This window comes from Rhodanobacter sp. C01 (assembly GCF_002001045.1).
GTDB lineage: Bacteria > Pseudomonadota > Gammaproteobacteria > Xanthomonadales > Rhodanobacteraceae > Rhodanobacter.
In genome coordinates this window covers 57,333-81,224 of the sequence record NZ_MUNR01000006.1, presented here as the reverse complement: position 1 = coordinate 81,224, position 23,892 = coordinate 57,333, and the positions used below count along the sequence as shown (strand labels likewise).

Below are 23,892 nucleotides of genomic sequence, written 5' to 3'. Positions count from 1 at the left end.
GACCTGTCATGTTGACCGCCATTCGGGGCGACATTCTTGATCTGTGTCATATGGAGGCCGTACCGATTGATCGGCAATCATGGCTGCGGTTCGCGACCGGGTCGAAGGGCGTATGACTTCTTGCCTAGTTGCTCCAAGGAGGTGCACATCATCGGCCTCGTAAAGTGTGGATGGGATTCCCAACCTCATGTTTTGCCCTCTTAGGCTTAGACAGGATAGCTTGCGGAGCGATTGGCCTGACAAATAGCACGCGATGCTCTCCAACCGACGTAAAGCTGGATTTCCGATGGTGGTGCTCGCCTTGGATAGGAGCAACGCAGCATTTCGTCGCGGTTTTTGACCTGAATCAATGCACGAACTACTCGCGCTGCACAAACTAAGCACATGAGCCGAGCCATCACTGCACCTGAATTCGATCCGGCGACAATCGCCCGCTATGACACGGACGGACCGCGCTATACCAGCTATCCCACAGCACCGCAGTTCCGACGCGATTTCGTCGAAGCCACGCTACGCGAAGTGATCCGCGCGTCCAACGAAGAGCCAATCCCGCGTTCGTTGTCGCTCTACGTTCACGTACCCTTTTGCCTCAGTCCGTGCTTCTACTGTGGATGCAACCGCGTAATTACCCGCGATATCGGCAAGGCCGACCGCTACTTGGAACGGCTGTACCGCGAGATTGAACTTTTGGCACCACTGTTCGACCGTGATCGGCCAGTGCGTCAACTACATTTTGGTGGTGGCACGCCGAACTTTCTCGATCTACCGCGGATGGCCGAGCTGATGGAGTCGTTGGCCCAGCACTTCAGCTTCATACACGAGAGCCGGCGTGAGTACGGCATCGAGATTGATCCGCGCTTTGCCGATGGCAACTACATCCACGGCCTGGCGGAGCTTGGCTTCAACCGACTGTCGGTAGGCATCCAGGATTTCGATCCGGAGGTGCAGCAGGCTGTCAATCGTATTCAGAGTGTGGAGCAGACACGTGAGGTATTGCAGGCTGGGCGGGCCGCAGGCTTCGTGTCGGCCAGTGTAGACCTGATATACGGTCTGCCACGGCAAACGATGCAGGGATTTGACCATACACTCTCGGAAGTGATCGGATTGGAACCAGACCGTGTAGCCGTATACGGTTACGCGCATATGCCGCACCTGTTCAAGGCGCAACAGCAGATCGACACGGCCGAACTGCCCGATCCGGCGACGCGGCTAGCCTTATTTGGTCAAGCGCTGCAGCGGCTCTGTTCGGCCGGCTACGTCTACGTCGGCATGGATCACTTTGCACGCCCCGACGACGAGCTGGTACGCGCACAAAGGGCGGGCACACTGCAACGAAATTTTCAGGGTTACTCCACCCATGGCGACTGCGACATCGTAGGCTTGGGTGTGAGTGCGATCAGCCGTATTGGCAACAGCTACAGCCAGAATGCCCGGGATCTAACCGGCTACTACAGTGCCCTGGACAATGCCCGCCTGCCTATTGTTCGTGGGCTGCTGCTGGACGAGGACGATGAGATTCGTCGCGAAGCGATAAGTGAGCTGATGTGCCATGGTAAGCTGGACATGTATGCTTTTGGTGCGCGTCATCGTCTAATCTTCGGGGAATATTTCGCTACTGAACTGGCCCGGCTGCAATTGCTTGCCGATGACCAATTGGTGACCTTAGACTCACGTATCATCCGTGTAACGTCGCGTGGACAGCTGTTGTTGCGTAGTATCGCGATGTGCTTTGATGCGTATCTCGGCCGAGAGAGCACGGCACGCTACTCGCGTACCATATGAATGGCACGATCACCAAAGATGCTTCCCAGATGCGTTCCAGCGATCAGATAGGCCGCCTGCCCCAACCACCCAGTCCGATCGCTGATGATGGTGATGAAAACCATTTCTGTCGTACCTGTGCGTTTGCCAGCGTTTGTCTCGCAGTGGGCTATGGCAAGTCCGACCTAAGTGCACTGCATTGTCTGGTCGAGCACGTAGGACCGTTTCGAGCCGGTGAATATGTCTTCCACAACGGAGACCCATTTCGCGCAATCTTTGCGGTGCGTGCTGGCACAGTAAAGACCAGCATGGTTGATCGCGACGGGCGCGAACAGGTGCTTGGCTTCTACCTACCCGGCGAAGTAATCGGCCTAAACGCCATCTATCCGGATCATTTTCCGTGCGATGCAATCGTGCTGGAGAACGGACATTTCTGTCGCTTCTCATTCCCGGCCATGAGCGCGTTGGCCGCTCGTATCCCAGCCGTACAGCAACACCTTTTCCGCATGCTCAGCAAGGAGCTGGGTGCCGCCAGCCTACTCGCGGGTGACCATAGCGCCGACGAACGCATGGCAGCGTTTCTCGTGGATCTAGGTGAGCGTTATGCCACGCGAGGCTTTTCTGGCACTCACTTTCAACTAAGCATGTCACGCGGCGATATCGCCAACTATCTCCGTCTAGCCGCCGAGACAGTGAGCCGAGTTCTTAGTCGCTTCCGCAGCCTCGGGTTAATTGAAATCGAAGGGCGCGAACTGGTGCTAAACAATCCAGCCGAGCTGCGCAGGATAGGTCAGAGTCTGCTACCTAACTGAGCTAGGTGTCGCAGAGAGCGAGTCCAAATTCAGGTGACCGTGCGCCCGAACCAAGAGCCTGTCGCATTCGACAAACAGGCTATGGCATGGATGGCTCCCAAGCTTCATCCAGTCTTTCTCTGTTGAAGCAATTGGCCATGCAGGCGGCAATGCCGTCATCTGCAATTTTTCCCCAGCGCGCCAGCCTCTTTGATCCGCGCTTAAACCCAAAGCCCTGAGGCTAGTGGTGTCATAAATTGGCACTACTCTCGCACTGGAGCCACCTGGTTCCACATGTGAACGGCCATTTCGGCGATCGTTTTTCGAGCTAGCATTATGCGGCAGCTTGACGCAGAAAGCATTTGTCGCTTTCGAAACTGATCCAAATCAAGTAGGCAAAAAGATAGTGATTTAGGCTTAAGCCAGGACTCACAAAGGAGAGACCTTATGTCACGATTGCTGCCCTCTTTACTGGCTGCCGCTGGCCTGTTGGCGATCACTGCTTACATCGGTTCATCCGCTTACGCGGCACACTCCGCTGGATCGATCAATGGGTCCACAACAGTCACAGGGGATTTCGGACCTCCCCAAGGACCGCCCATCGAGGAGAAGCTGGTCGCTCCCCCGGGCGTACCGGCACCGATTCATCGTGATCATCCTGCACGCGTGATCGTTCGCCTTGAAACGCAAGAAGTGGTCAAGGAAATTGCCGATGGCGTGCGTTATAACTTCTGGACTTTCAACGGCACTACGCCAGGGCCGCTGATCCGCGTGCGGCAGGGCGATACCGTGGAGCTGCATCTGAAGAACGATCCCAATTCGCACATGGCGCACAACATCGACCTTCATGCCGTGATGGGACCAGGTGGTGGCGCAGCCTCCACCGTCACACCACCGGGACATGAGAGCGTATTTACTTTTAAAGCGCTGCGCTCCGGCACCTTCATCTATCACTGCGCGACAGCACCCGTACCGATGCACATCGCCAACGGCATGTATGGTGTGATCGAAGTCGAGCCACCAGAAGGTTTGCCCAAGGTTGATCACGAATATTACGTGACGCAAGGCGACTTCTATACCACTGGCACCTACCACGAACCCGGCTTGCAATCGTTTGACATGCAGAAAATGCTGTTGGAGCAACCGACCTACGTTTTGTTCAACGGTCGCGAAGGCTCCTTGACGGGCGCCAACGCGCTCACCTCAAACGTGGGCGATACGGTGCGCCTGTTTGTCGGCAACGGAGGCCCGAACTTAGTGTCTAGCTTCCATGTCATCGGCGGCATTTTCGACAATGCCAATGTCGAGGGCGGCACCTTGATCAACCATAACGTGCAGACCACCCTGGTTCCAGCGGGTGGCACCACTATGGTCGAACTAAGCACGCCGGTACCGGGGACCCTGCTGCTGGTCGACCACTCGATTGCTCGTGCCTTCATGCAGGGAGCACTGGGCGAAATCAAGGTGAGCGGGCCGCCACAACCGGCGATCTACAATAAAGTATCCAGCGGTCCGGTAAGCGGCGCGGCGGAACCCGTTGCCGTAGTCGCCGAAGTCTCCAATGCAAACTCGGCCATGGCCGATGGCAAGCGTGTGTTTACTCAGATCTGCTCCGCCTGCCATCAGGGCAACGCAATGGGTCTGCCTGGGGCTTTCCCGCCACTGGCGATGTCCGATTACCTCAATGCGGATCCAAAACGAGCGATCGGCATTGTGCTCAACGGCCTCAGTGGAAAGATAACCGTCAACAGCACCGGCTACGAGTCGGTAATGCCAGCCCAGGGTCCGAACCTCAACGATGAAGAGATCGCCAACGTATTGACCTATGTGTTGAACAACTTCAACAACAAGGGTGGAAGCATCAGTCCGGCCGAAGTCAAGGCCGTCCGTGCAGGCGGCAAACCAAACTGAGGTCGAGTCGATCGCACCACCGTGTCGATGCCATCGGCTGTCGTCCCAAGGAGGCTATATCCGTGTCAAACCGGCTCGCCGGATGCCTGTTGCTGCTGGCGATATCGCCAGCAGCAACAGCTGCAGACTATGTGGCCATTCCCGCTGGCCGGTTTGTAAGTGCCTTGGCCATAGACGGCAGCGCCTCGCGTATCGCGATTAAGCCATTCACGATGCGGGCCGAGCCGGTGACTAACGCCGAATATCTGACCTTCGTGAGCAAATATCCACAATGGCAGCGAGGCAGAGTGTCGCCCCTGTTTGCCGGACCGCAATACCTAGCAGCGTGGCAGGGGCCACTGATCCTAGGCGCCGCGGCACAACAACAACCGGTGACCAATGTCAGTTGGTTCGCCGCGCGAGCTTTCTGCGCCAACGAGCACGCGCGACTGCCTAGCTGGTACGAATGGGAATACGTGAGTGCCGCTGATGGCACCCATCGTGATGCCAGACAGGATCAGGCTCGCAACCAGACGTTGCTGTCGGCCATCCTGGCCAGTAACGGTGAGCGCCCTGGTGTGATCGGTCAGCATCACGCCAATTTCTATGGGTTACGTGATCTCAACCAACTGCTGTGGGAGTGGACCGGCGATTACGCCGCGATGTTTCCCAACGCCGATTCGCGGGTTGCTGGCGGCGGCGCCCTATTGGCACTATGCGGCGGCTCGGCGTTGGCCTTTGAAGACAAGAACCAATACGCGCTAATGATGCGTGTTGCCGCCCTGACTGCACTCAAACCCGCCGATGACGCACCGCGCGTTGGCTTCCGTTGTGTTCGTGACTTGCCTGGAAAATGACCATGCGCTTCCCTCTACATGTACTGCTGCTGATGGGGCTGGTGCTTGCTCCACCGCTGGCATTCGCTTCGCCCCCCGCTGCCACACCACTACCGAAAGACTCGATATATGGAATTCCCACCCTGATACTGCGAGATCAGCAAAACGATGTCTTCTCGTTTGCCTCACTACGTGGGGAGCCGCGTCTCGTTGGTATGTTCTACGGCTCGTGCAAAATGGCCTGTCCGCTCGAAATCGAAACATTGAAACGCATCGAGCATGCGATCGCGCAGAAAAGACCAATACCGGTGTTACTGGTGACGTTCGACCCCACGGTCGACGACGTTGCGATGCTTCGGCAAGTGGCGGACGAACATCATGTGCAAACGCCGCAGTTCCGACTGGCCCGCCCTGAAGAAGGTGATGAAGGCATGCTGGCAGGGGTATTGGGCATTGCCTACCGGCCGTTGCTAAGTGGTGGCTTCAGCCATAACGTGGTGGTGGCCCTGCTCGACGCGGAGGGCCGCGTAATTGCCACGACCGACGCCTCCGGAGCACCTGACCCAGCTTTCGTGAGAGCGATTGTCGACTTGGAAGCAAAACGCTAACGCCTTGAGGGCCGTTCGGCGCCTGCCGCGTTGATTAAACCTAGTTCGGTTACGGTTGCGTCACAGTAGCCAGGCAGGCTTGATTTACGTCAATGCCCATATGCATGCTGAAGCGTAACTTGACGGCATCACTGAGCAATTGAGAGACAGTCATGTCGTTTGATGTCGTGGTGGTGGGTGCGGGTCCTGTCGGGCTGTGCTTCGTACGCTCACTTGCTGGCAGCGGCTTGCGCATCGCGCTGGTCGAACGCCAGGACGAGGCATCCTTGAGGGCGCCACTGGACGACGGTCGCGAAATCGCAATTACCCATCATTCGCGGCGGCTATTGATTGAATTAGGTCTCTGGTCACGGCTGAGCGAGGAGGAGCTCAGCGCCTTACGTGACGCCAAGGTACTCAACGGGGATGATCACGACGGGTTGTTTTTCAGCCACGAAGAAGCGGGGAAATCGCTGATGGGCTGGCTGCTGCCCAACCATGCGATTCGTCGCGCAGCCTACGCCGCGGCGGCGGAGTTGCCTGAGGTGCGAATCGTAACTGGCGTGAGCGTAACCACAGTACGCAACGGCAGCGATGGCGCCGATGTCGTTCTTGACAATGGCGAAATCTTGCGAGCACAGCTAGTAGTGGCCGCCGACAGTCGATTTTCCAGCTTGCGTCGGGAGGCGGGCATCGCTGCCGGCATGCACGATTTCGGCAAGGTCATGCTGGTATGCAAAATGCGTCACGAGCGGGTGCATGATCAGACGGCGTGGGAGTGGTTTGCCTTCGGCCAGACTTTAGCGCTGCTACCATTGCATGATGCTCACACATCCTCCGTGGTAGTGACGCTACCACCACAGCAAATGCAAGCACTGCTTGCGCTGGATGATGCCGCACTGGGCGTCGAGATGGCCGCGCGATTCCAACAACGCATGGGCGCAATGAACGTGACCGGCCCGCGCTGCGCTTACCCACTGGTGGGCGTGTACGCTCGACACTTCGTCGCTGACCGTTTTGCAGTGATCGGCGATGCTGCGGTCGGAATGCACCCGGTCACGGCTCATGGCTTCAACTTCGGATTGCTCGGGCAAGAGACTCTGTCTCGGAAACTACGTGCGGCGAGAGCCGCCAGTGAGCCGATCTGGAACCCTCAGCTGCTGCAGAGCTACGAACGCGAGCACCGTCGTGCTACCCGCCCGCTGTATCTGGCGACGCAACTGCTGGCCAAGTTGTACACCGACGATCGCCGCCCGGCACGGGCGCTGCGCAAACTGGCGCTGGATGGTAGCGCATGCCTTGGGCCGTTCAAGCGCATGGTGATGAGCGGTCTGACCGGCGACCGCGACGGAAGTCAATCGCCTATGACTCGGATACGGAGTCTGCTACAGCGAATGCGACCGGCATAAGCTCAGACATTGCGAGGGTCCTTTCGACGCGCTGGTTTCTACGACATCGACGTCGATAAGTGGTAGCCGCTCGCCTTCCTGCTCAGCGCTCATTTGCGGGTACCGATCAGCTGAACTGAATTAGCTGGTTTGGTGCATGGCTGTTTCTTATACCGCTGATCATCGGAAGGCATATCGCTGTCGCAGACGATGCGTGGATAGCCGTACGTTGGAGAACCCGGTTTGCAGCCGCCTTCTAGTGCCGGGCTAGCGTGTCTGTGCCTGCCGATTGATGCCCTACGCAGGACACATTGTCACAGTTGATACCCAGATTGCCCGAACTTGACGCGAATCAGATCGCGTGCCACTGCGCGCTACGAAACTGCGCACACCCATCACGAGAGCCCATCATCATGCGCAACAAACTCGCCACCGCAGCTATCGCAGCCCTTTTCTGCACACTCAGTTTCGGCGCGCACGCCGATACCCTCAGCGATCTGTTTACTCAAGGCACGGTGGACGGCCAACTTCGCGTATATGATTTCAATCGCGACTACGGCGTGCAGACCGCAGCGAAGCCGAATGCCCAGGCATTTTCCGCTGCGATCCTGCTCAACGCGAAGACTGCCTCGTTGTACGGTTTCAGTCTCGGCGCTTCGCTGGTGAGCGCCAATTCGTTCGAGACGCAATCGGACAACGTGAAAGAAATCGATAGCACGCTGATGGGTCCCGGCAACTCCCTCACCGCGCTGAGTCAGGCCTATCTGCAGTACCAGAACAGCTGGGTGCTGCTGAAAGGTGGCTATCAGTACATCGATACGCCGTGGCTGGGCAGTATGGATGGGCGAGTGATTCCTGCCTCGTATGACGCATTGACCGCTGACTTCAAGCCTCTCGCAGGCTGGGACATCGTTGCGCTGCGCACCTTCGGCTGGAAGAGCCGTACGTCGGACAATTATTTCGATGACAACCTCTACTACCCCACCACCTATCATGGCGACTCCCTGTACGCCGGTAACGCACCGCTGCCGGCCACGGCACCTTCGGCTCCTGGTACTTGGGCGTTGGGCTCCACCTACGTCAACGGTGGGCTGAAGGTACAGGGCTGGTACTACGACTTCATGGATTTCGCGCACATGGGTTATGCCGACGGCAGCTATGTGTTCAATACCGGCACCGGTTTCAATCCCGTTATCGGCGCTCAGCTGTTGACCGAAACAGGTGGATCGGACAACACGCTGGTGGATACCCAGGCCAAATTGCTGGGTGTAGCCGGCGATGACGTGAAGAGCCGTGCTTGGGGTGCCGATCTCGGCCTGGTCATACCGAACGGCCGCTTTGATGTGTACTACAACAAGCTGTCGCAGGAGGACGGTGCCGTTGGCGATGGCGCCATCATCTCGCCGTATACAGTGGGTTGGTCCACCGATCCGCTCTACACCACCTCGATGATCCGCGGCCTGGTGGAAGCGGGTCCTGGGCACGCATGGAAGGCCAAGGCGGCGTATGATTTTTTTGGAAGCAAACTGCAACTGGTTGCCGCTTACGCCAAGTACACGACTGATCTCTTCGGCGACAGCCACGATACCTATTTCGACATCATCTACAACTTCGACGGCTACCTCAAAGGCCTCCAGCTGCGCTATCGGTGGGAACTCTCTTCCGGCGGTACGGGCAACCTGAATCCCGGCAATGGGTCGTTCACCTACAACCGCGTGATGCTCAGCTACAAGTTCTGATCATGACCGCCGCGGTGTCGAGAAAGATGGAAGACTTGCAATAACCACGCTCTGAAAGCGCCATGTGGTCGTAGCGGGCTGCGTCCATCGAGACGGCTCCGATCAACGGTTGTGACAAGAGAGTTCGGTCCAGGAAAGGAAAACGGCGGGTAATGCTCGCCGCTTTTCGTTCCCACCATTGCGTACTGCCCATGCAAAGGACTCGCTAAACCTTGACTGCACGCAATTCCGGGGAGCGCAACGATCGACACCGGCATATTCCCCTCGCCACGTGGTGTGACGAATTCAAGTCCGAATGCACTTAACTCAGCCTTCGCCTCGAACACTTAGCGCTATGCCTTGAATGGTCGCGTCACCTGCCCGGAATCGGGGTGATCAATCGACTGAAGAGGCTGCATTGCTCCGTGACCTCGATGCATAGCCATCGGCCACCCGAGACCCATTAAGGCGTTGGTCGACCTGTCAGTAACGGTGTACCTAGGCAAGCGCTGCGACATTTGCGGCGACGAGTCACGCAGTTTCGTTGCCATTCCTGATCCAGATCAGCTGGGCGCCAAGGCAAGTTGCATAGCATTTGCGTAGCCCCTTTCCGCAAACAGGAATGCATCGATGAGTACAACTAATCTCCCATATGGCCAAGCGGGTCCACAGGACCGTACCAGCAAGGTACTGATCTGGGTGCTGCTGTTCGTTACCGTTGCCTGCTTGCTGGGCATGGCCGCAGCGACCCGCAGCACGTATCAGCAGGCCGCTCCACTACCTCAGCAAATGGTTACCAGCGATGGTACGTCGGTCATGGACTATGCCGACATCGTTGGCGGCAAATCGGGCTTCCAGAAAGCCGACCTGATGGATTACGGCAGCCTGTATGGCATGGGCTCCGCCTTTGGCGAAGACTACACCGCCGAGTATCTGGTGCAGTTAGCGAAAGAAGTCCGGAACAACCTCGCCCTGACGCGTTATGGCAAGCCTTTCGATGCCGTCGACGCCGACGAGCAGGAGGGCATCACCCACGCCATGCGCAGGCAGTTGCAAGGCATCGACCTGAGCCAGCAGCAAGTCGTCCTTCCGGATGCTGTGGCCGCGGCGATTGGCACGCTGCATCCACGCATCGCCACGGCGCTGCTCACTGATGATTTCGCCAAAGGCTACACGGGTGCGCGCGCGCTGAACCCATCCAGCGCCGATCAGACCGCAAAGTTCCTACTCTATTCGTCGTTAACCACGGTCGCACGTCGTCCCGGCAAGGATTATTCATGGACTACCAACTGGCCGGCAGAACCGCTGGTCGGCAATGCCCCCACGTCAGCGACCTTCGTTTGGACGTGGGCATCCTTCACGATGGTGTTCTTCGCCATCGGCGCGGCGCTGGTGATCTTCCGTCTGTGGATCCAGCCAAAAGCCCCAAACGAAACCTTTGAACCGGTCCTGCACACTTTCATGGCACCCACGCCTAGCCAGAAGGCGCTATGGAAGTACTTCCTGGTCGTAGCAGGCGTTCTTCTGGTGCAAATCCTTGCCGGCTCGATCATGGCGCACTACTACACTGATCGCGCCAGCTTTTACGGGTTCAATGTTGGCAAATGGCTGCCGTTCGCATTCCTGCGCAGCGTGCATCTGCAAGCACCGATCATCTGGATCGGTGTGAGCTGGATTGGCGCCGGGCTGTTCCTGGCGCCGCTGATCGGCAAACGCGAGCCCAAGGGGCAGCGACTGCTCGTCAACCTGATCTTCTGGGTCTTGTTAACGATCGTGGCTGGCGCCCTGATCGGGGACTATCTGGGCATCATGGGGCTGCTAGACAAGAACTGGTTCTGGTTCGGCAACCAGGGTCTCTCATATCTGGAGTTGGGCCGCTTCTGGCAAATCCTGTTCTTCGTCGGCTTGGCCGTCTGGTGCATCGTATTGCTGCGCGCGTTCTGGCCTACCCTCAAATCGCTGTCTAGGCAGAGCGGTGGCTCGCTGTACGGCCTATTCCGTATCGAACACCTGCTGTGGATAAGCACGCTTACTGTTGCAGTGTTCTATGTGTTCGGCATGATTCCGCTGGGCTCACCCAATCCCTCGTTTTCGATCACCGACTTCTGGCGTTGGTGGGTGGTTCACCTCTGGGTGGAGCTCGCGTTTGAACTATTCACCGCCGCGGTTACCGGCTATTTCCTGATGGCGCTGGGCTTGGTGTCGCGTCAGATGGTCGAGCGTGCCGTACTGTTCGAGTGGGTCCTCATCGTGATCGGCGGTGTACTCGGTACCGGTCATCACCTGTATTGGGCTGGCGAGCCTGGACTCTGGGTCGGTGTCGGCAGCATGTTCTCCTTCATCGAGGTGCTGCCACTGGTCTTGTTGGTACTGGAGGCCATCGAGCAGCAACTTCACATCAAGCAGAAAAAGGACTTTCCGTACAAGCTCGCCTATCTCTACATCCTCGGCTCTTCGTTCTGGAACTTCGTTGGTGCCGGCGTGTTTGGAGGAGGCACGCTGAATGCACCACTGGTCAACTACTACGAGCACGGCACTTTCCTTACCCTCAATCATGCACACACATCCATGTTCGGCGCCTTCGGCCTGTTGGCGATCGGCCTGATCTACATGGTGCTGCGCTATCTCAACGGTGACCGGCCGTGGAGCGATCGAATCGGCGTGTGGGCGTTCTGGCTCTACAACATCGGCGTGGTGATGTGGATCGTGCTGAACTTCTACCCGATCGGCTGGCCACAGCTGGAAGCTGTCTACACCCACGGCTACGCTTACGCACGCAGCATGCAGTTCTACAACACGACTACCTTCTGGCAATGGATGCGCATGCCTGGTGACGTCGTATTCGCCATGGGCGCCGTGCTGATGGCTTGGGACTTCATGGCCAAATTGTGGGCGCAGCGTACTGCGGGAAAGCTAGCTGTCTTGCCATCAAGCGCGGGCAAAGCCATCAAGAATCATTGATGTAAGAGTGAATCGCCCACAAAAGAGGGCCCGCAATAGCGGGCCCTCTTTTGTGATGCGTCCATGGTGGATCACTCCATGTCGTTTTCGTCATTTGCTCATGACCACAGGATGGTGGTATCCAATATTCGGAAGAGTCATTTGTCGATCGCGGCTTGATATGCATCAGTGTTGACGAGGCGGGTAGAGGTGCAGACTGACTGCTCATCCACCGTGGCTCCATCCATCTCATGTCGAGCACTGAACCGGGCACACATATTCCCGATGGCAGCAAGTTTCTAAGTCCGCAAGGCACGCCCGCGGTCAAGGGCGGTATCAAACCGAACGCCGCCAGCGCGATGCCGGATGCCGATCGCAAACCGCCATGGCTACGCGTCAAACTGCCGGCTGGGGCACGCTACGAAGACGTGCGCCAGATCGTACACACAAACAAGTTGAACACCGTATGTGCGGAGTCGAAATGTCCGAACATAGCTGAATGCTGGGGCCGCGGCACTGCCACTCTGATGCTGATGGGATCTGTGTGCACGCGCGCTTGCAAGTTCTGCGCGGTCAGTACCGGCAATCCCCACGGCTGGCTCGATCCACTGGAGCCGATACATGTGGCCGAAGCTGTTGCGCTGATGAAACTCGAGTACGTCGTGCTGACTTCGGTAGACCGCGATGATCTTGCCGATGGTGGAGCTGCGCATTACGCCGCGTGCATACGGGCGATTCATGAGCACTCATCTCAGACGGCCGTCGAAGCGCTGACGCCAGATTTTGCCGGCAACCTTGGTGCAGTCGCTACTGTACTGGACGCAGGCCTCATCACCTACGCGCAAAACCTAGAGACGGTGGAGCGGTTGACCCATCCAGTGCGTGACCAACGCGCCGGCTATAACCAGACGCTGGGTGTACTGGCATTTGCCAAGCGTCATGCGCCGAATACTCTGACCAAGACCAGTTTGATGCTTGGATTGGGTGAAACAGACGCCGAGATCGAACGCACGCTGGACGATGTTCGAGACGCTCATGTCGATGTAGTCACGCTGGGCCAATACATGCGGCCAAGTCCACATCACTTGCCGGTGCAGCGTTTCGTCACACCAGAGCAGTTCCTCCAGTATCGCGAGTTGGCGCTGAGCAAGGGCTTTTTGGAGGCGGTTGCGGGGCCCTTGGTGCGCTCGAGCTATCGCGCCGAACGCGTGTTGGAGCACAACAATCTCGGCTTATGAAGCAGCATCTGCTGCCGGAGGCATGTCGGGTTTTCCCAGGAGTATCGACATGGACGTTCACCTTTTCCGGACGCCAAATCGAAGCTGACATGCCTGCGTCGCCAACTGCTTCTACAACCGCTCCAGGCAGTGGACCTCAGGAATAGATGTTCAGCTGAGGTAGGTAACGCCTTGGATCCACAGCGAATCCACGAGTCCCGGAATGGGCTGATTAGTCGATATCCAGAACAGCAAGTGATGAGCCGACGTCGACACTTGGCCGCTCTCGCGATGACCGACCGCACCATCGTCAACGCGCCACCATCCCTGCCCTTGCCTTCCCTCGCCATCACATTGATTAGCTCCACCCCCAACGGAAAGGAGTACACTGAAATTATAATGATTCTCATTTGTATTGAAGTGCGCTAGTCCGAATCGATATCACGACTCAATGGTACGAAACCATCGTGATCACCGACGTCTCTGCGCAGAACTTCCCTCTCGAAGAAGTCCCGTATATGTCAGCTACAGCCGTCGAAGCCCTGATTCGTCCGAAATCGCGCTGGACCCGCTTTGCCGTTGTGGCAGGTCCCGGCATTGTCGTGATGCTGGCGGATACCGACGCGGGGAGCATCATCACCGCCGCGCAAAGCGGTGCGGAATCTGGATATCGGTTGCTGCTGTTGCAGGCAGTCATGATCCCCATCCTGTTTGTAGTACAGGAACTCACGATCCGCCTGGGTATCTTCACCGGTCAGGGCCATGGCCACGCGATCAGGCAACACTTCGGGCCCATCTGGGCATGGATTTCAGTTTCAACACTGTTGCTTGCCTGTCTCGGTGCATTGATCACTGAATTGAGTGGCATCGCTGGTGTAGGAGCGCTCATAGGCATTCCGAACTGGCTCAGCATGACCATTGTGATCATCGGACTCACGTCGATGGCCTATAGCGGCTCGTACCTGTCGGTGGAACGCATTGCGCTAGCGGTCGGCCTGTTTGAATGTGTGTTTTTGTATGTCGCGTGGCAGGCAAAACCTGATATCACCGCAGCCCTCACGGAAGCGTTGAAGATGCCGCTCACCAATAGCCGATACCTCTACCTGATCGCCGCAAATATCGGCGCGGTGATCATGCCCTGGATGGTGTTCTACCAGCAGTCAGCAGTGGCCGAGAAGGGACTGGTTGCTGCCGACCTCCCCGCGGCGCGCTGGGATACAGCGATCGGATCAGTTGTCACTCAGCTCATCATGGCTGCCGTGCTAGTGGCAGTCGCTGCAACCATCGGGCGCGTTGACCCCGGACACTCTCTGGATACAGTTCAGAAGATTGTGCAGGCGATCACGCCCCTTCTCGGCGAACGGACAGGAACACTGTTATTTGCGCTAGGCATGATCGGCGCGGCGCTCGTCGCGACCATCGTCGTCACCCTTACGGCAGCGCGCACCCTCGGCGAAATCATGGGCTACAAACACTCGCTCGCCCAGCGCCCGCAAGAGGCTCGGTGGTTCTATGGCGTGTACACGGTGACCTTGGTCCTGGGAGGCCTTCTAGTGACCTCTGGCGTTGACCTGGTAAAACTCAGCGTTGGGGTACAGGTCATGAATGCGCTGCTGCTGCCTATCGTCCTCGGCTTCCTTTATACGTTGGCCCGACGGGCACTACCGGAACCATATCGCCTCAAGGGGGCTTATGCCGTTGTGGTGGGCATCATGATGGCGATGACCGCCGGACTTGGTCTATACGCAGGCATCATCGGGACGCTGACTTGAGTTCGATGGGTTTCCAGAGAGCCCTTACACACGTCTCAATGCTTGACTTCAATCAAGGCGCCTCTCAAGTCCACTTGGCAAACTGCACACCATGACCCATGGTTGCTCATGCTCGACGGCTCGGTGCGGTACTCATGGCGAGCCGGGGGTCTGTTCGTCTACATCACACCAGTTATCCCACAGCACATCACACGCATGATGCTATCCGACCAACGGGTTTCAGCCCGCGAGGACCAAATTCGTGACCCATGTTGTCACCGAGAATTGTATCAACTGCAAACATACCGATTGCGTTGAGGTGTGTCCGGTGGACTGCTTCCACGAGGGGCCCAATTTTCTGGTGATTGATCCCGACGAATGCATCGACTGCACCCTGTGTGTGGACGAATGCCCGGTTGGTGCGATCTTTCCTGAATTTGACATGCCTTCCGGACAGGGAGGCTTTCTCGCGATCAATGCTGAACTAGCACGCGAATGGCCGGTACTCACCAGCAAGATTGCTGCCATGGAGGATGCCGCCGAATGGGACGGCGTGCCGGACAAACTACCCCTACTCAAGCGCTGAACGGTCAAAAGAAAAGCGAACGGCTTTGCAGTCACTTGGTATGGGCAACGACCTCGGCGAGCTAGCTAATAAAGTGTACGCGCGGAGAGCGCCCGCTCGATCCGTCAATAAGGAACACAGGCATTGTTGAATAGCAAAGATCCCAGACGAAGTAACCGCCTTTGGCTCCTAGCCGCAAAACGCCGATAGTTCGTGGGCCTGCCGCCTCACTCGATCGGCAGACCGGTAATGCCGAAATCAATCACCGTGATATCGGGATTACTTTGCCGATAGGTGACCGTCAAATTATCGCCAAGGCGCTCGCGCAATTGGGCGATGAGCGGGAGCGGATCGTGATCGTTCACGAAACGCATTGTTTCACCGGAACGTAAAACGCCGATAGCACCAAAGATCGCCGAGTGACGAAAACGGCGTGCAACACCGCGGGCATCAAAAGTATGAACGTTAGCATTCGTGGAGGCTTCGAAGGACATGATGTTGACACCCTACTGAGGAAAGTTACCTCAACATACGCCGCCGCCCGCTCGGTACCACTGATTTAGATCAAACGATCCATCGGTTACTTCAGCTGGCGCCTCTCCTCACGATTACGTACCAGTGCTGTCGAGACGAAAACGCCAATCTCGTACAACAGAATCATCGGAATGGCCAGCATGATCATCGACAACATGTCGGGTGGCGCCAGCACCGCAGCGACTACAAAAGTACCGACGAAGACGTAGCGCCGTACAGCTCGCAGCTTAGCGGGTGTCACGATGCCTAACGCTGCCAGCAGCACAACTGCGACGGGAACCTCGAAGCAAAGACCAAAGGCGAAAAACATGGTCAGCACAAAATCGAGGTACTTCCCAATATCTGTCATCATCGACACCCCTGTCGGAGTGCTCATGGTTAAGAAGTGGAATGCTGCGGGAAGAATCAGGAAATAGGCGAATGCGCAGCCCGCATAAAAGAGCAGTACAGCGGACGCCAACAGCGGCAGAGCGAGACGCTTCTCGTGACGGTATAACCCCGGACTGACGAAGGCCCACAGCTGATAAAGCACGGCTGGCATTGCCATGAACAGCGCGACGACAAATGCCAATTTAAGTGGGGTGAGAAACGCACTGGCCACCTCGATCGCAATCATGTGCGAACCATGTGGAAGACGTTCCATCAGTGGTTGTGCAAGCCAGTCGTACAAGTGCTTGGAAAACGGCAGAACAACCAACAGCACGAACAGCACGCTCAGGATCGCTTTCAGCAGCCGCCCACGCAGATCTAGCAAGTGAGCCATCAACCCATCCCTGCCCTTGGTTCCAATTGGCGATGCGGCGATCATCGGATCGTCGCCGGGACAGTGATAGCGCTATTGAGGGATTCGATGCGCATGGCCGCAGAACGGACGTCAGCCACGGCTGCACGTAGTTCATCGCAGGCGTCCACCGTTGTATTTCGAATACCGTCCGCGGCGAAGGCAAGTTCACGTAAGGCCTGCGCCAGCTCCGTCGGAGCCTCGCGATACTCCTTCGCCATGCCATCATCCTTAACCACCGGGGACATAACATTCTCGGTGGCAGCGAGTTTGGCCGTTGCCGCGCTCTGCCAGGCTTGTGACATATCGCTGGCCTCATTCCAAAAAACCGTGTTCGATGCACGAACATTTTCAACCGTCGACTGAATATCTTCGACGAGTGGTGTCACCGTCGCCTGGACACCGGTAGCCACATTGGCAATGTCATCCTTGATCGATTGCATTTCAAGCTCGCGCGTGACATCGGCCTGAACGTCGGCCCAGACGGAACGGGCACGCCGCGCCATCGCACCGACGGTGCGTGCAACTCCCGGCAGACGCTCGGGACCAAGCACGATCAACGCCAGCACGGCAATCAGAAGAAGCTCATTGAAGCCGATTCCAAACACAAGGCTACGACACGCGTTCGCGTTCGGCGTTCTTGACTTGCGCGGAGGTATCTACAGGAGGGTCGGCCTTTAGCTGCTCGGACGGGCCGGTTTCAACACCACCCTTCATACCTTTTTTGAAATCACGAATGGCCGCGCCAAGATCGCCGCCAGCATTGCGTAACTTTCCGGTGCCAAAGAACACCAGGACGATGACAAGCACCAACACCCAGTGCCAGATACTATCAAGACCAAACATAGATCACCTCACAACTTGCAGCGCTAAATGCGCGATGCGGTTGATTTCAATACTTCGACGAGACTGCGTTCACCCCGATGGGAGGTCCATCAATCCACTTTTTAGCAACATGACAGCGCGGTCTGTAACTTTATCCACGTGATATGGAACCCGCTACAGGCCGTTGGCAGCTGCATCACTTTTCCCCTCGGTGGCGTTCGACGGATGATTCCAGTCAATACCCTCACTCTCCTGCAAAAAAAGTGCTCCAGTCGCAGTTCATTTCCCGGCCGTAGCACATAGGCAGGGAAATATCGCGTCGAATCAAACTTCAATGGTTTATCGCTGCTCTTCAAACAGGCCTCACTGCGAGGTCCGGATGATGCTTCGATATACATTCCGCATATCTCGCAAACGTCATCTTTCAAAATGGCCACGGGCCTCTGGGGTGGTAGGGATTGATGGTCCCCACAGCCGACGAGAAGGAAGACGAACGCGAGGCTCGTACATCTTGCAATAGCGGCCTTCACGTCGAACTTCACACTTCCCTGTGGCGAAAAATGGAAGGTCAACGCTTATCGTCGCCGAGAATCACGTGAACCTGCCAAGACAAGCCTTCCATGGCGCTCATGCTAGGCCTTGACGTAATCAATCATATTGACCTTTGTCAACTGGCACGCACCGGCACGAATGGCAAAGTGTCACAGGCGCCCAAGGCTCCTGGATCTCGCTGGGCCCAAATACGCAAATCGTCAGCCCCGATTGATACTACAAAGTTTCGCACTGAGCCGAATGGCGTGGTTAGGGAGTACTGGATAACGCTCTCTGACCGAAGGTCGAACGTCTCGTCGACACGACAATTGGATGTCGTTTGATCCAGATCAGCGCGTCAACGTGATACGTGTGCTGCAATACCGATTATGCATCACGTTAGCCGTCCCATTCAGCAGGTTGCCACTGACGTGAAGTGGCCTGAATACGACCTGAGAGGGCGTCCCTGCCCCGAACCGATGCAACGTGCACTCGAATTTTCCGACGCGTTGGAGCCGGGGGAGAGCGTGTGTGTACTCACCCCACTGTGGCCAACGCCACTGCTTGAAGTTCTGGACGCACGCGGCCTTCAGACCAGAGTGTACGCACTGGCTTCCGGTGGCATGCGTGTGTTGATTTCCCGACCCGATCACGATGGTACAGCTGGCGCTTGAGAAGGCACCGCCGACGGCGTTGCCGCGCCGTTTCCTGCTCAGCGTACCGCTGTGGGGAATGTTCGCAGGCATACTTCTAGTCGTCGACGGTGATGCACTTCTGCGCACGCGTTGGCTGCCGGAAACTCTAGCGCTGGTGCACGCATTTACTCTCGGTGTTCTCGGCAATGCGATGTTCGGCAGCGTGTTGCAATTCCTGCCGGCAGCGGCTGGCGTACACGTGCGTGGCAGTACATCGCTCGGGCCTTGGTTGCACGTACTGTTCAATCTCGGCCTAGCCCTGCTGATGACGGGACTGCTTGCTGGTTGGCGCCTCGGCCTTCTGGCTGCTGGCGTGCTGCTTCCGACAACATTCGTGCTGCTATGCGCGATGACTTTGCCGGGCACGCTCTCGGCTGTTGGCCAACGTCTTTTGCGGGCAGGTATTGGCGTATCACTGGTGTTTGCTTTGTCTACAGCATTGCTTGGCGGTTGCCTGGCACTGGGTCTTGGTGGCTGGTTGGAGATACCGCTAGCTGCGCTGGTCGACGTGCATGCAAGCTGGGGATTACTGGGGTGGACCGTACTGCTGATCGCCAGCGTGGCGCGCGTAGTGATGCCCATGTTCCAGGGAACTTCCGTGGTACCGGCGGCGGCACAAGCTGCATGGCTGATGAGCCTGCTGTTGGCGTTGCTCGCTGGGGCGTGGCTACGGCTGCTACGCGACGATGCCTCATGGCTACGCTTAGCACTAGCTATCCATGCACTGCTGTTTACTTGCTCTGCACTGTGGCTGCAATGGCGGGCGCCGCGGTCACGGCGAGGACCCTTGCTTTGGAGTTGGCAGGCCGGACTGGGCGCACTAGCGATTACCGCGCTTATCCTTCTCTGGGATACACGGAACGAATTATTGGCTGGCGCATTGGGGCTGTGTATCGCCCTGCCATTGCTGGTGAACGGTATGTTGCTGGAGATTGTGGCCTTTCTCGGCTGGATCGCCTTACACCGTCGTGTCAGTCGTGGCGTGCGGATACCCGGCATACAACGGCTTCTGCCTGAATTGGACAAGGCCCGTGTGCTGCTGGCGCAACTGCCGCAGGCATTTCTGCTACCAGCGGCTGTGTTGTGGCCACGCCTTTGGCTGGCGCGTTCAGCCGGGCTGGCGATGCTACTGGCATGGCTTTGCCTTTGGCTAACTCTTGATGGCGTGCGCCGACGCGCAAACCGCTTTCTGCTTAATATGGAGGATCATCCATGACTGGTAGGCCGCCGCTCGTCTATTCCTGCTCTGGCTGTTCCAGTGCGGCACAGATGGCCAATCACCTCGCACTGCAACTGGACCGCGCAGGCGTCGCGGAGATGTCGTGCATCGCCGGCGTTGGTGGCGGCGTGACTGGACTGGTCCGCACCGCACAAAGCGGGCGACGCATCCTCGCGCTCGACGGCTGCATACTAAAATGTGCCTCGGCCTGTCTGACCAACGCGGGCGTGGTGGCCGACACACATCTAGTTCTGTCCGACTATGGCGTAAAGAAACGCCAGCATGCCGATTTCGATGCCACCGAAGCACGACGCGTCTATCTGGACAAGGTGCTTCCGGCAGCACGAGCGCTGTTAGCGCTGCCAGCGGCCGCCACCGGGGAGACGGTCGATGTATCGACATCTTCCTGAGCATTTCGCCCTGTCGCGGGCGCGCGCCGTGATTGATCGTGTCGATGACGGCTTAATTCTTCTGCTGGCCGCACGCCGTCGGATGGTGCACGTGGTGGCGGCTCTCAAGCCACGTGCGGGAGTACCACTGCGCGATCCGGCGCGGGAGCGTCGGGTACGCGACCGTGCGCAGAAACTAGCAGCGCGACTCAATCTGCCATCGTCCACCGCAGAGGATCTACTGGACCTGGCCATCGGCGATGCTTGTCGCCAGCAAGGATTGATTGTTGACGTGGATCAGAGCGGTGCTCGCGACTCTGCTTCAATAATGGCGTCCACTATGCCTAGCCCCCCACATTTATCCTCCCTTGCTCCACGTCTGCTGCGCCTGTTGCCGCCACCACAGAGGATAGCTCCGCTGCTGCATGTCGCGCCATCGCGCTGGCAGCACACTTTACTCGAGGCAGGGATGGCGCATGTACTTGCCACTCCTTTGCGCGTGGGCGCACTCGACTTCATGCTTGGACGACGACTAGCCATCGAGGTGAGCGACCTGCGTATCCGCTGGGTGCTGGAGTTACGTGAAGGACGTTTGCGTGTGACCAATGACGCGCCAGAGGCCAGTGTGCGCGGTAGCGTCGCGGACTTGTTGTTACTGGCCTGCCGGCTGGAAGACGCCGACACGCTCTTCTTCCAACGCCGGCTGGTACTCACTGGCGACACGGAGCTTGGTCTTACGGCGCGCAATATGCTCGACCGGCTACCGTGGGAGGCGATACCGCTCGGCCTGCGCATTTTGCTGAACCGGAGCGCCCGCTTCACGCGCGCCGCCCGGGCGGCGCATCGACGTGAGGCAGCCTGACAGGTTGCTGCGGCACGTGTTTCTCCTACATTCCCTCTGCGGATCGCCATGACCGACCCCGACACGTTGCCATTGCCTATCTGGCGTGACGCACTTGAGCATGAATATGCCGAACTCGGTGCACGCCTCGAACACTTGGTGCCCTGCCTTGAATGGCCATTTCACCTACCCTGGATCGAGGCTATCAACCGGCTGAAGAAACAGCGTGGCGCCGTGATCATGGCGCACAGCTATCAGTCAGCTGAGATCTTTCACGGCGTGGCAGACGTCACCGGCGACTCGCTCGCACTGGCACAGGCGGCGGCGGACTGTGAGGGCCGCCTGATTGTGCTGTGCGGAGTCCATTTCATGGCTGAGAGCGCAAAGATCCTGGCCCCGGAAAAGACGGTCTTGATACCTGATCTAGAGGCCGGTTGTTCACTAGCTGCGTCGATCACCGCTGCTGACGTGCGCGCCTTGCGAGCGAAATATCCTGGAGTACCTGTAGTTAGCTATGTCAACACTTCGGCTGAAGTGAAGGCTGAGTCTGATGCCTGCTGCACTTCGGCCAATGCGGTTGAAGTAGTAGAGGCGATGGGAACGAACCAGGTGATCTTCCTGCCCGACCGCTTCCTTGGAAATTACGTCGCGAGCAAGACCAAGGTGGAGCTGTTGCTGTGGACCGGCCGCTGCGAGGTACACGAAAAATTTACTGCACAACAGGCTCGGCACGCACGCGAATACTTCCACGCCAAACTGATAGCACACCCCGAGTGCCCCCCAGAGGTATGGGCTGAGGCCGATTTCGTCGGCTCTACCAGCGCGATGGTTCGCTGGCTGGCTAAGGAAAGGCCGGAACGCGTGGCACTGATCACTGAATGTTCAATGGCGGACAACTTGCGTGCACAGTTCCCAGCCACCGAATTCATCAAGCCATGCAACCTCTGCCCGCACATGCAGCGAATCACCCTGCAGAAAATCTACACCTGTCTGCGCGACCTGCGGCATGAGGTCAGGGTACCCACTGACATCGCTGTACGGGCCAGGACGGCACTGATGCGGATGCTTGCGATAGGCCGGCAGGAAACGATATGACGCGCGCAAGGCCACCTGTAGTGGTGGTGGGTGGTGGTGTAGCCGGACTGACCACAGCGCTGGCGTTGGCGCCAACGCCGGTACGCCTGCTTTGCCGCGCACATGATGGCAGCGGCACGGCCAGCGCGCTGGCGCAAGGCGGTATCGCTGCCGCTCTTGATCCAAGTGACAGCCCCGCCATGCATGCCCTCGACACACTCACCGCCGGGGCGCACCACAATAATGCTGCGATGGTGCAGTGGCTTTGCTCGCAGGCACCGGCGGCCATCGGCTGGCTGCAGGCGCAGGGCGTTGCATTCGACCGAGATGCGGACGGACATCTGCACCTTGGCCGCGAAGGCGGACATCTTGCCGCACGGATCGTGCATGCAGGCGGTGATGCCAGTGGTGTGGCGCTAGTTCAGGCGTTACGTCAACGCGCGCAACAGTCATCCCATATCCAGTGGCGCGGCGATATGGACGTGGATGGACTACTGCTGCGCGGCGATGCTGTCTGCGGCGTGTGTACCCACGATACGCGCGGCCATCGGCATGAAATGGAGGCCGCCGCAGTTGTGCTGGCCACCGGTGGTATCGGTGCGTTGTATGCGCGCACCAGTAATCCTCCCGGTGCAGACGGCAGCGGTTTGGCGCTAGGCATGTCCGCCGGCGCGCGAACTCGCGACCTCGAGTTCGTTCAATTTCATCCGACCGCGCTTAACGTTGCGGGCGTCCATTGTTTGCCGCTGATCACCGAGGCCCTGCGCGGTGCCGGCGCGCGTCTGTACGGCGCTACCGGTCAGCTGTTGATGGCCGATCAACATCCGCTGGGTGATTTGGCACCGCGCGATGTGGTGGCCCGTCGCGTGTGGCAGGCATGCCGCGATGACGGCTCCGCATGGTTGGATGCACGCGAAGTGGATGGTGAGTGGGAGCGGCGCTTTCCCACCGTCTTGGCGGCATGTCTTGCCGAAGGCATCGATCCACGACTGCAGCCGATCCCGGTGACGCCAGTGGCTCATTTCCATATGGGCGGAATTGCGGCAGATGCAGATGGCCGTACAGGTGTGCCCGGTTTGTATGCCGTCGGTGAGGTAGCCTGCAGCGGCGTGCATGGCGCTAACCGACTGGCCAGCAACTCGCTGCTCGAAGGCGTGCTGTGTGGTCAACGCCTGGGTTTGATGTTGGCCACCATGGATTTGCGAGCAGCAAGCAGCGGTCCATATCGCTGGGTTGGGCGTGCCGCGAGCCTGCCACAGTCGCGGCTGGAAGCTCTGCGCATGTTGCTATGGCAGACCGCAGGACCGGAACGTGAGGCAACTGGCTTGCAGAACGCGCTGAAGGCATGTCTGGCTTGGGCCGATGAAGGTTGGCAGGCTCGCCTCGCACAACGGGTGCTTGAGGCAGCCCTATCGCGCACTCACAGTCTCGGGGCTCACTATCGCACCGATGCCGTCATGCCAGCTTGACTGCGCGATTGTGCCGCACGCCTAAAACAGACGCTGGCGTATGTTTGCACCCCCTTGACCAGCGTCATGGTGCCCGGGTGGAAAGCCTCG

General features: G+C 58.1%; 21 protein-coding genes. 17 read left to right on the top strand and 4 right to left on the bottom strand.

All coding sequences use genetic code 11. The features are described 5' to 3' along the window. The first annotated feature begins 384 nt into the window (after positions 1 to 384). From hemN to fdxA, 11 genes are all read left to right on the top strand, one after another. Positions 385 to 1,782 (top strand): oxygen-independent coproporphyrinogen III oxidase, encoded by a 1,398-nt coding sequence (gene hemN / locus B0E50_RS03025; protein ID WP_077439621.1) that lies wholly within the window; start codon positions 385 to 387, stop codon positions 1,780 to 1,782. 29 nt (positions 1,783 to 1,811) lie between these two features. After that, positions 1,812 to 2,573, top strand: coding sequence for a helix-turn-helix domain-containing protein (locus tag B0E50_RS03020; protein WP_077439620.1), 762 nt, complete (start codon positions 1,812 to 1,814; stop codon positions 2,571 to 2,573). A gap of 426 nt (positions 2,574 to 2,999) precedes the next feature. Continuing rightward, a complete protein-coding gene (gene nirK, locus B0E50_RS03015) occupies positions 3,000 to 4,463 on the top strand; it encodes a copper-containing nitrite reductase (RefSeq protein WP_077439619.1) in 1,464 nt (487 codons plus the stop codon). A gap of 62 nt (positions 4,464 to 4,525) precedes the next feature. After that, complete coding sequence (locus B0E50_RS03010) at positions 4,526 to 5,299, top strand: formylglycine-generating enzyme family protein (RefSeq protein ID WP_254424018.1); 774 nt, start codon at positions 4,526 to 4,528, stop codon at positions 5,297 to 5,299. A 2-nt stretch (positions 5,300 to 5,301) separates the two neighbouring features. Then, complete coding sequence (locus B0E50_RS03005) at positions 5,302 to 5,886, top strand: SCO family protein (RefSeq protein WP_168170797.1); 585 nt, start codon at positions 5,302 to 5,304, stop codon at positions 5,884 to 5,886. Between the two features lie 152 nt (positions 5,887 to 6,038). Then, complete coding sequence (gene ubiM / locus B0E50_RS03000; protein ID WP_077439617.1) at positions 6,039 to 7,274, top strand: 5-demethoxyubiquinol-8 5-hydroxylase UbiM; 1,236 nt, start codon at positions 6,039 to 6,041, stop codon at positions 7,272 to 7,274. A gap of 392 nt (positions 7,275 to 7,666) precedes the next feature. Continuing rightward, on the top strand, positions 7,667 to 8,992 hold the full coding sequence (locus B0E50_RS02995; protein ID WP_077439616.1) for a hypothetical protein: 1,326 nt from the start codon (positions 7,667 to 7,669) through the stop codon (positions 8,990 to 8,992). 609 nt (positions 8,993 to 9,601) lie between these two features. After that, positions 9,602 to 11,932, top strand: a complete 2,331-nt coding sequence (locus B0E50_RS02990; protein WP_077439615.1) for a cbb3-type cytochrome c oxidase subunit I — start codon at positions 9,602 to 9,604, stop codon at positions 11,930 to 11,932. Positions 11,933 to 12,162: 230 nt separating this feature from the next. Further along, a complete protein-coding gene (gene lipA / locus B0E50_RS02985) occupies positions 12,163 to 13,149 on the top strand; it encodes a lipoyl synthase (protein ID WP_077439614.1) in 987 nt (328 codons plus the stop codon). A 446-nt stretch (positions 13,150 to 13,595) separates the two neighbouring features. Beyond that, complete coding sequence (locus B0E50_RS02980; protein WP_254427161.1) at positions 13,596 to 14,900, top strand: divalent metal cation transporter; 1,305 nt, start codon at positions 13,596 to 13,598, stop codon at positions 14,898 to 14,900. A 241-nt stretch (positions 14,901 to 15,141) separates the two neighbouring features. Continuing rightward, positions 15,142 to 15,465, top strand: a complete 324-nt coding sequence (gene fdxA / locus B0E50_RS02975) for a ferredoxin FdxA (RefSeq protein ID WP_077439613.1) — start codon at positions 15,142 to 15,144, stop codon at positions 15,463 to 15,465. Positions 15,466 to 15,671: 206 nt separating this feature from the next. Here fdxA and B0E50_RS02970 read toward each other — a convergent pair whose 3' ends face one another. The 4 genes from B0E50_RS02970 to tatA form a co-directional block, all read right to left on the bottom strand. Further along, complete coding sequence (locus B0E50_RS02970; RefSeq protein WP_077439612.1) at positions 15,672 to 15,938, bottom strand: DUF2249 domain-containing protein; 267 nt, start codon at positions 15,936 to 15,938, stop codon at positions 15,672 to 15,674. An 86-nt stretch (positions 15,939 to 16,024) separates the two neighbouring features. Beyond that, positions 16,025 to 16,741 (bottom strand): twin-arginine translocase subunit TatC, encoded by a 717-nt coding sequence (tatC, locus tag B0E50_RS02965; protein ID WP_254424016.1) that lies wholly within the window; start codon positions 16,739 to 16,741, stop codon positions 16,025 to 16,027. Positions 16,742 to 16,782: 41 nt separating this feature from the next. Next, a complete protein-coding gene (tatB, locus tag B0E50_RS02960) occupies positions 16,783 to 17,367 on the bottom strand; it encodes a Sec-independent protein translocase protein TatB (protein WP_139350731.1) in 585 nt (194 codons plus the stop codon). A 4-nt stretch (positions 17,368 to 17,371) separates the two neighbouring features. Continuing rightward, the gene (tatA, locus tag B0E50_RS02955; RefSeq protein ID WP_077439609.1) at positions 17,372 to 17,605 is read right to left on the bottom strand and encodes a twin-arginine translocase TatA/TatE family subunit; all 234 of its coding nucleotides are present in this window, start codon (positions 17,603 to 17,605) and stop codon (positions 17,372 to 17,374) included. An 899-nt stretch (positions 17,606 to 18,504) separates the two neighbouring features. Here tatA and B0E50_RS02945 point away from each other — a divergent pair. The 6 genes from B0E50_RS02945 to B0E50_RS02920 are packed head-to-tail and all read left to right on the top strand — an operon-like array spanning position 18,505 to position 23,802. After that, positions 18,505 to 18,789, top strand: coding sequence for a DUF2249 domain-containing protein (locus B0E50_RS02945; protein WP_077439607.1), 285 nt, complete (start codon positions 18,505 to 18,507; stop codon positions 18,787 to 18,789). Beyond that, positions 18,770 to 20,026, top strand: a complete 1,257-nt coding sequence (locus tag B0E50_RS02940; RefSeq protein WP_077439606.1) for a hypothetical protein — start codon at positions 18,770 to 18,772, stop codon at positions 20,024 to 20,026. The genes B0E50_RS02945 and B0E50_RS02940 overlap by 20 nt, the downstream gene beginning before the upstream one ends. Then, positions 20,023 to 20,439 (top strand): putative zinc-binding protein, encoded by a 417-nt coding sequence (locus B0E50_RS02935; protein WP_077439605.1) that lies wholly within the window; start codon positions 20,023 to 20,025, stop codon positions 20,437 to 20,439. Before B0E50_RS02940 ends, B0E50_RS02935 begins: the two co-directional genes overlap by 4 nt. Further along, entirely contained in the window at positions 20,420 to 21,280 is an 861-nt protein-coding gene (locus tag B0E50_RS02930) for a chorismate mutase (protein WP_077439604.1), read from the top strand. The genes B0E50_RS02935 and B0E50_RS02930 overlap by 20 nt, the downstream gene beginning before the upstream one ends. A 48-nt stretch (positions 21,281 to 21,328) precedes the next feature. Beyond that, on the top strand, positions 21,329 to 22,354 hold the full coding sequence (nadA, locus tag B0E50_RS02925) for a quinolinate synthase NadA (RefSeq protein ID WP_077439603.1): 1,026 nt from the start codon (positions 21,329 to 21,331) through the stop codon (positions 22,352 to 22,354). Further along, positions 22,351 to 23,802, top strand: coding sequence for an FAD-dependent oxidoreductase (locus B0E50_RS02920; RefSeq protein ID WP_077439602.1), 1,452 nt, complete (start codon positions 22,351 to 22,353; stop codon positions 23,800 to 23,802). The genes nadA and B0E50_RS02920 overlap by 4 nt, the downstream gene beginning before the upstream one ends. Positions 23,803 to 23,892 lie beyond the last annotated feature (90 nt).

Coding starts and splice junctions, on each gene's coding strand:
- tatA (WP_077439609.1), bottom strand. CDS start 17,605: ATGTTTGGTCTTGATAGTATCTGGCACTGGGTGTTGGTGCTTGTCATC.
- B0E50_RS02930 (WP_077439604.1), top strand. CDS start 20,420: ATGTATCGACATCTTCCTGAGCATTTCGCCCTGTCGCGGGCGCGCGCC.
- B0E50_RS02970 (WP_077439612.1), bottom strand. CDS start 15,938: ATGTCCTTCGAAGCCTCCACGAATGCTAACGTTCATACTTTTGATGCC.
- B0E50_RS03005 (WP_168170797.1), top strand. CDS start 5,302: ATGCGCTTCCCTCTACATGTACTGCTGCTGATGGGGCTGGTGCTTGCT.
- B0E50_RS03020 (WP_077439620.1), top strand. CDS start 1,812: ATGCGTTCCAGCGATCAGATAGGCCGCCTGCCCCAACCACCCAGTCCG.
- B0E50_RS02995 (WP_077439616.1), top strand. CDS start 7,667: ATGCGCAACAAACTCGCCACCGCAGCTATCGCAGCCCTTTTCTGCACA.
- B0E50_RS02935 (WP_077439605.1), top strand. CDS start 20,023: ATGACTGGTAGGCCGCCGCTCGTCTATTCCTGCTCTGGCTGTTCCAGT.
- nadA (WP_077439603.1), top strand. CDS start 21,329: ATGACCGACCCCGACACGTTGCCATTGCCTATCTGGCGTGACGCACTT.
- lipA (WP_077439614.1), top strand. CDS start 12,163: ATGTCGAGCACTGAACCGGGCACACATATTCCCGATGGCAGCAAGTTT.
- B0E50_RS02945 (WP_077439607.1), top strand. CDS start 18,505: ATGCATCACGTTAGCCGTCCCATTCAGCAGGTTGCCACTGACGTGAAG.
- nirK (WP_077439619.1), top strand. CDS start 3,000: ATGTCACGATTGCTGCCCTCTTTACTGGCTGCCGCTGGCCTGTTGGCG.
- B0E50_RS02920 (WP_077439602.1), top strand. CDS start 22,351: ATGACGCGCGCAAGGCCACCTGTAGTGGTGGTGGGTGGTGGTGTAGCC.
- ubiM (WP_077439617.1), top strand. CDS start 6,039: ATGTCGTTTGATGTCGTGGTGGTGGGTGCGGGTCCTGTCGGGCTGTGC.
- hemN (WP_077439621.1), top strand. CDS start 385: ATGAGCCGAGCCATCACTGCACCTGAATTCGATCCGGCGACAATCGCC.
- tatC (WP_254424016.1), bottom strand. CDS start 16,741: ATGGCTCACTTGCTAGATCTGCGTGGGCGGCTGCTGAAAGCGATCCTG.
- B0E50_RS02940 (WP_077439606.1), top strand. CDS start 18,770: ATGGTACAGCTGGCGCTTGAGAAGGCACCGCCGACGGCGTTGCCGCGC.
- B0E50_RS02990 (WP_077439615.1), top strand. CDS start 9,602: ATGAGTACAACTAATCTCCCATATGGCCAAGCGGGTCCACAGGACCGT.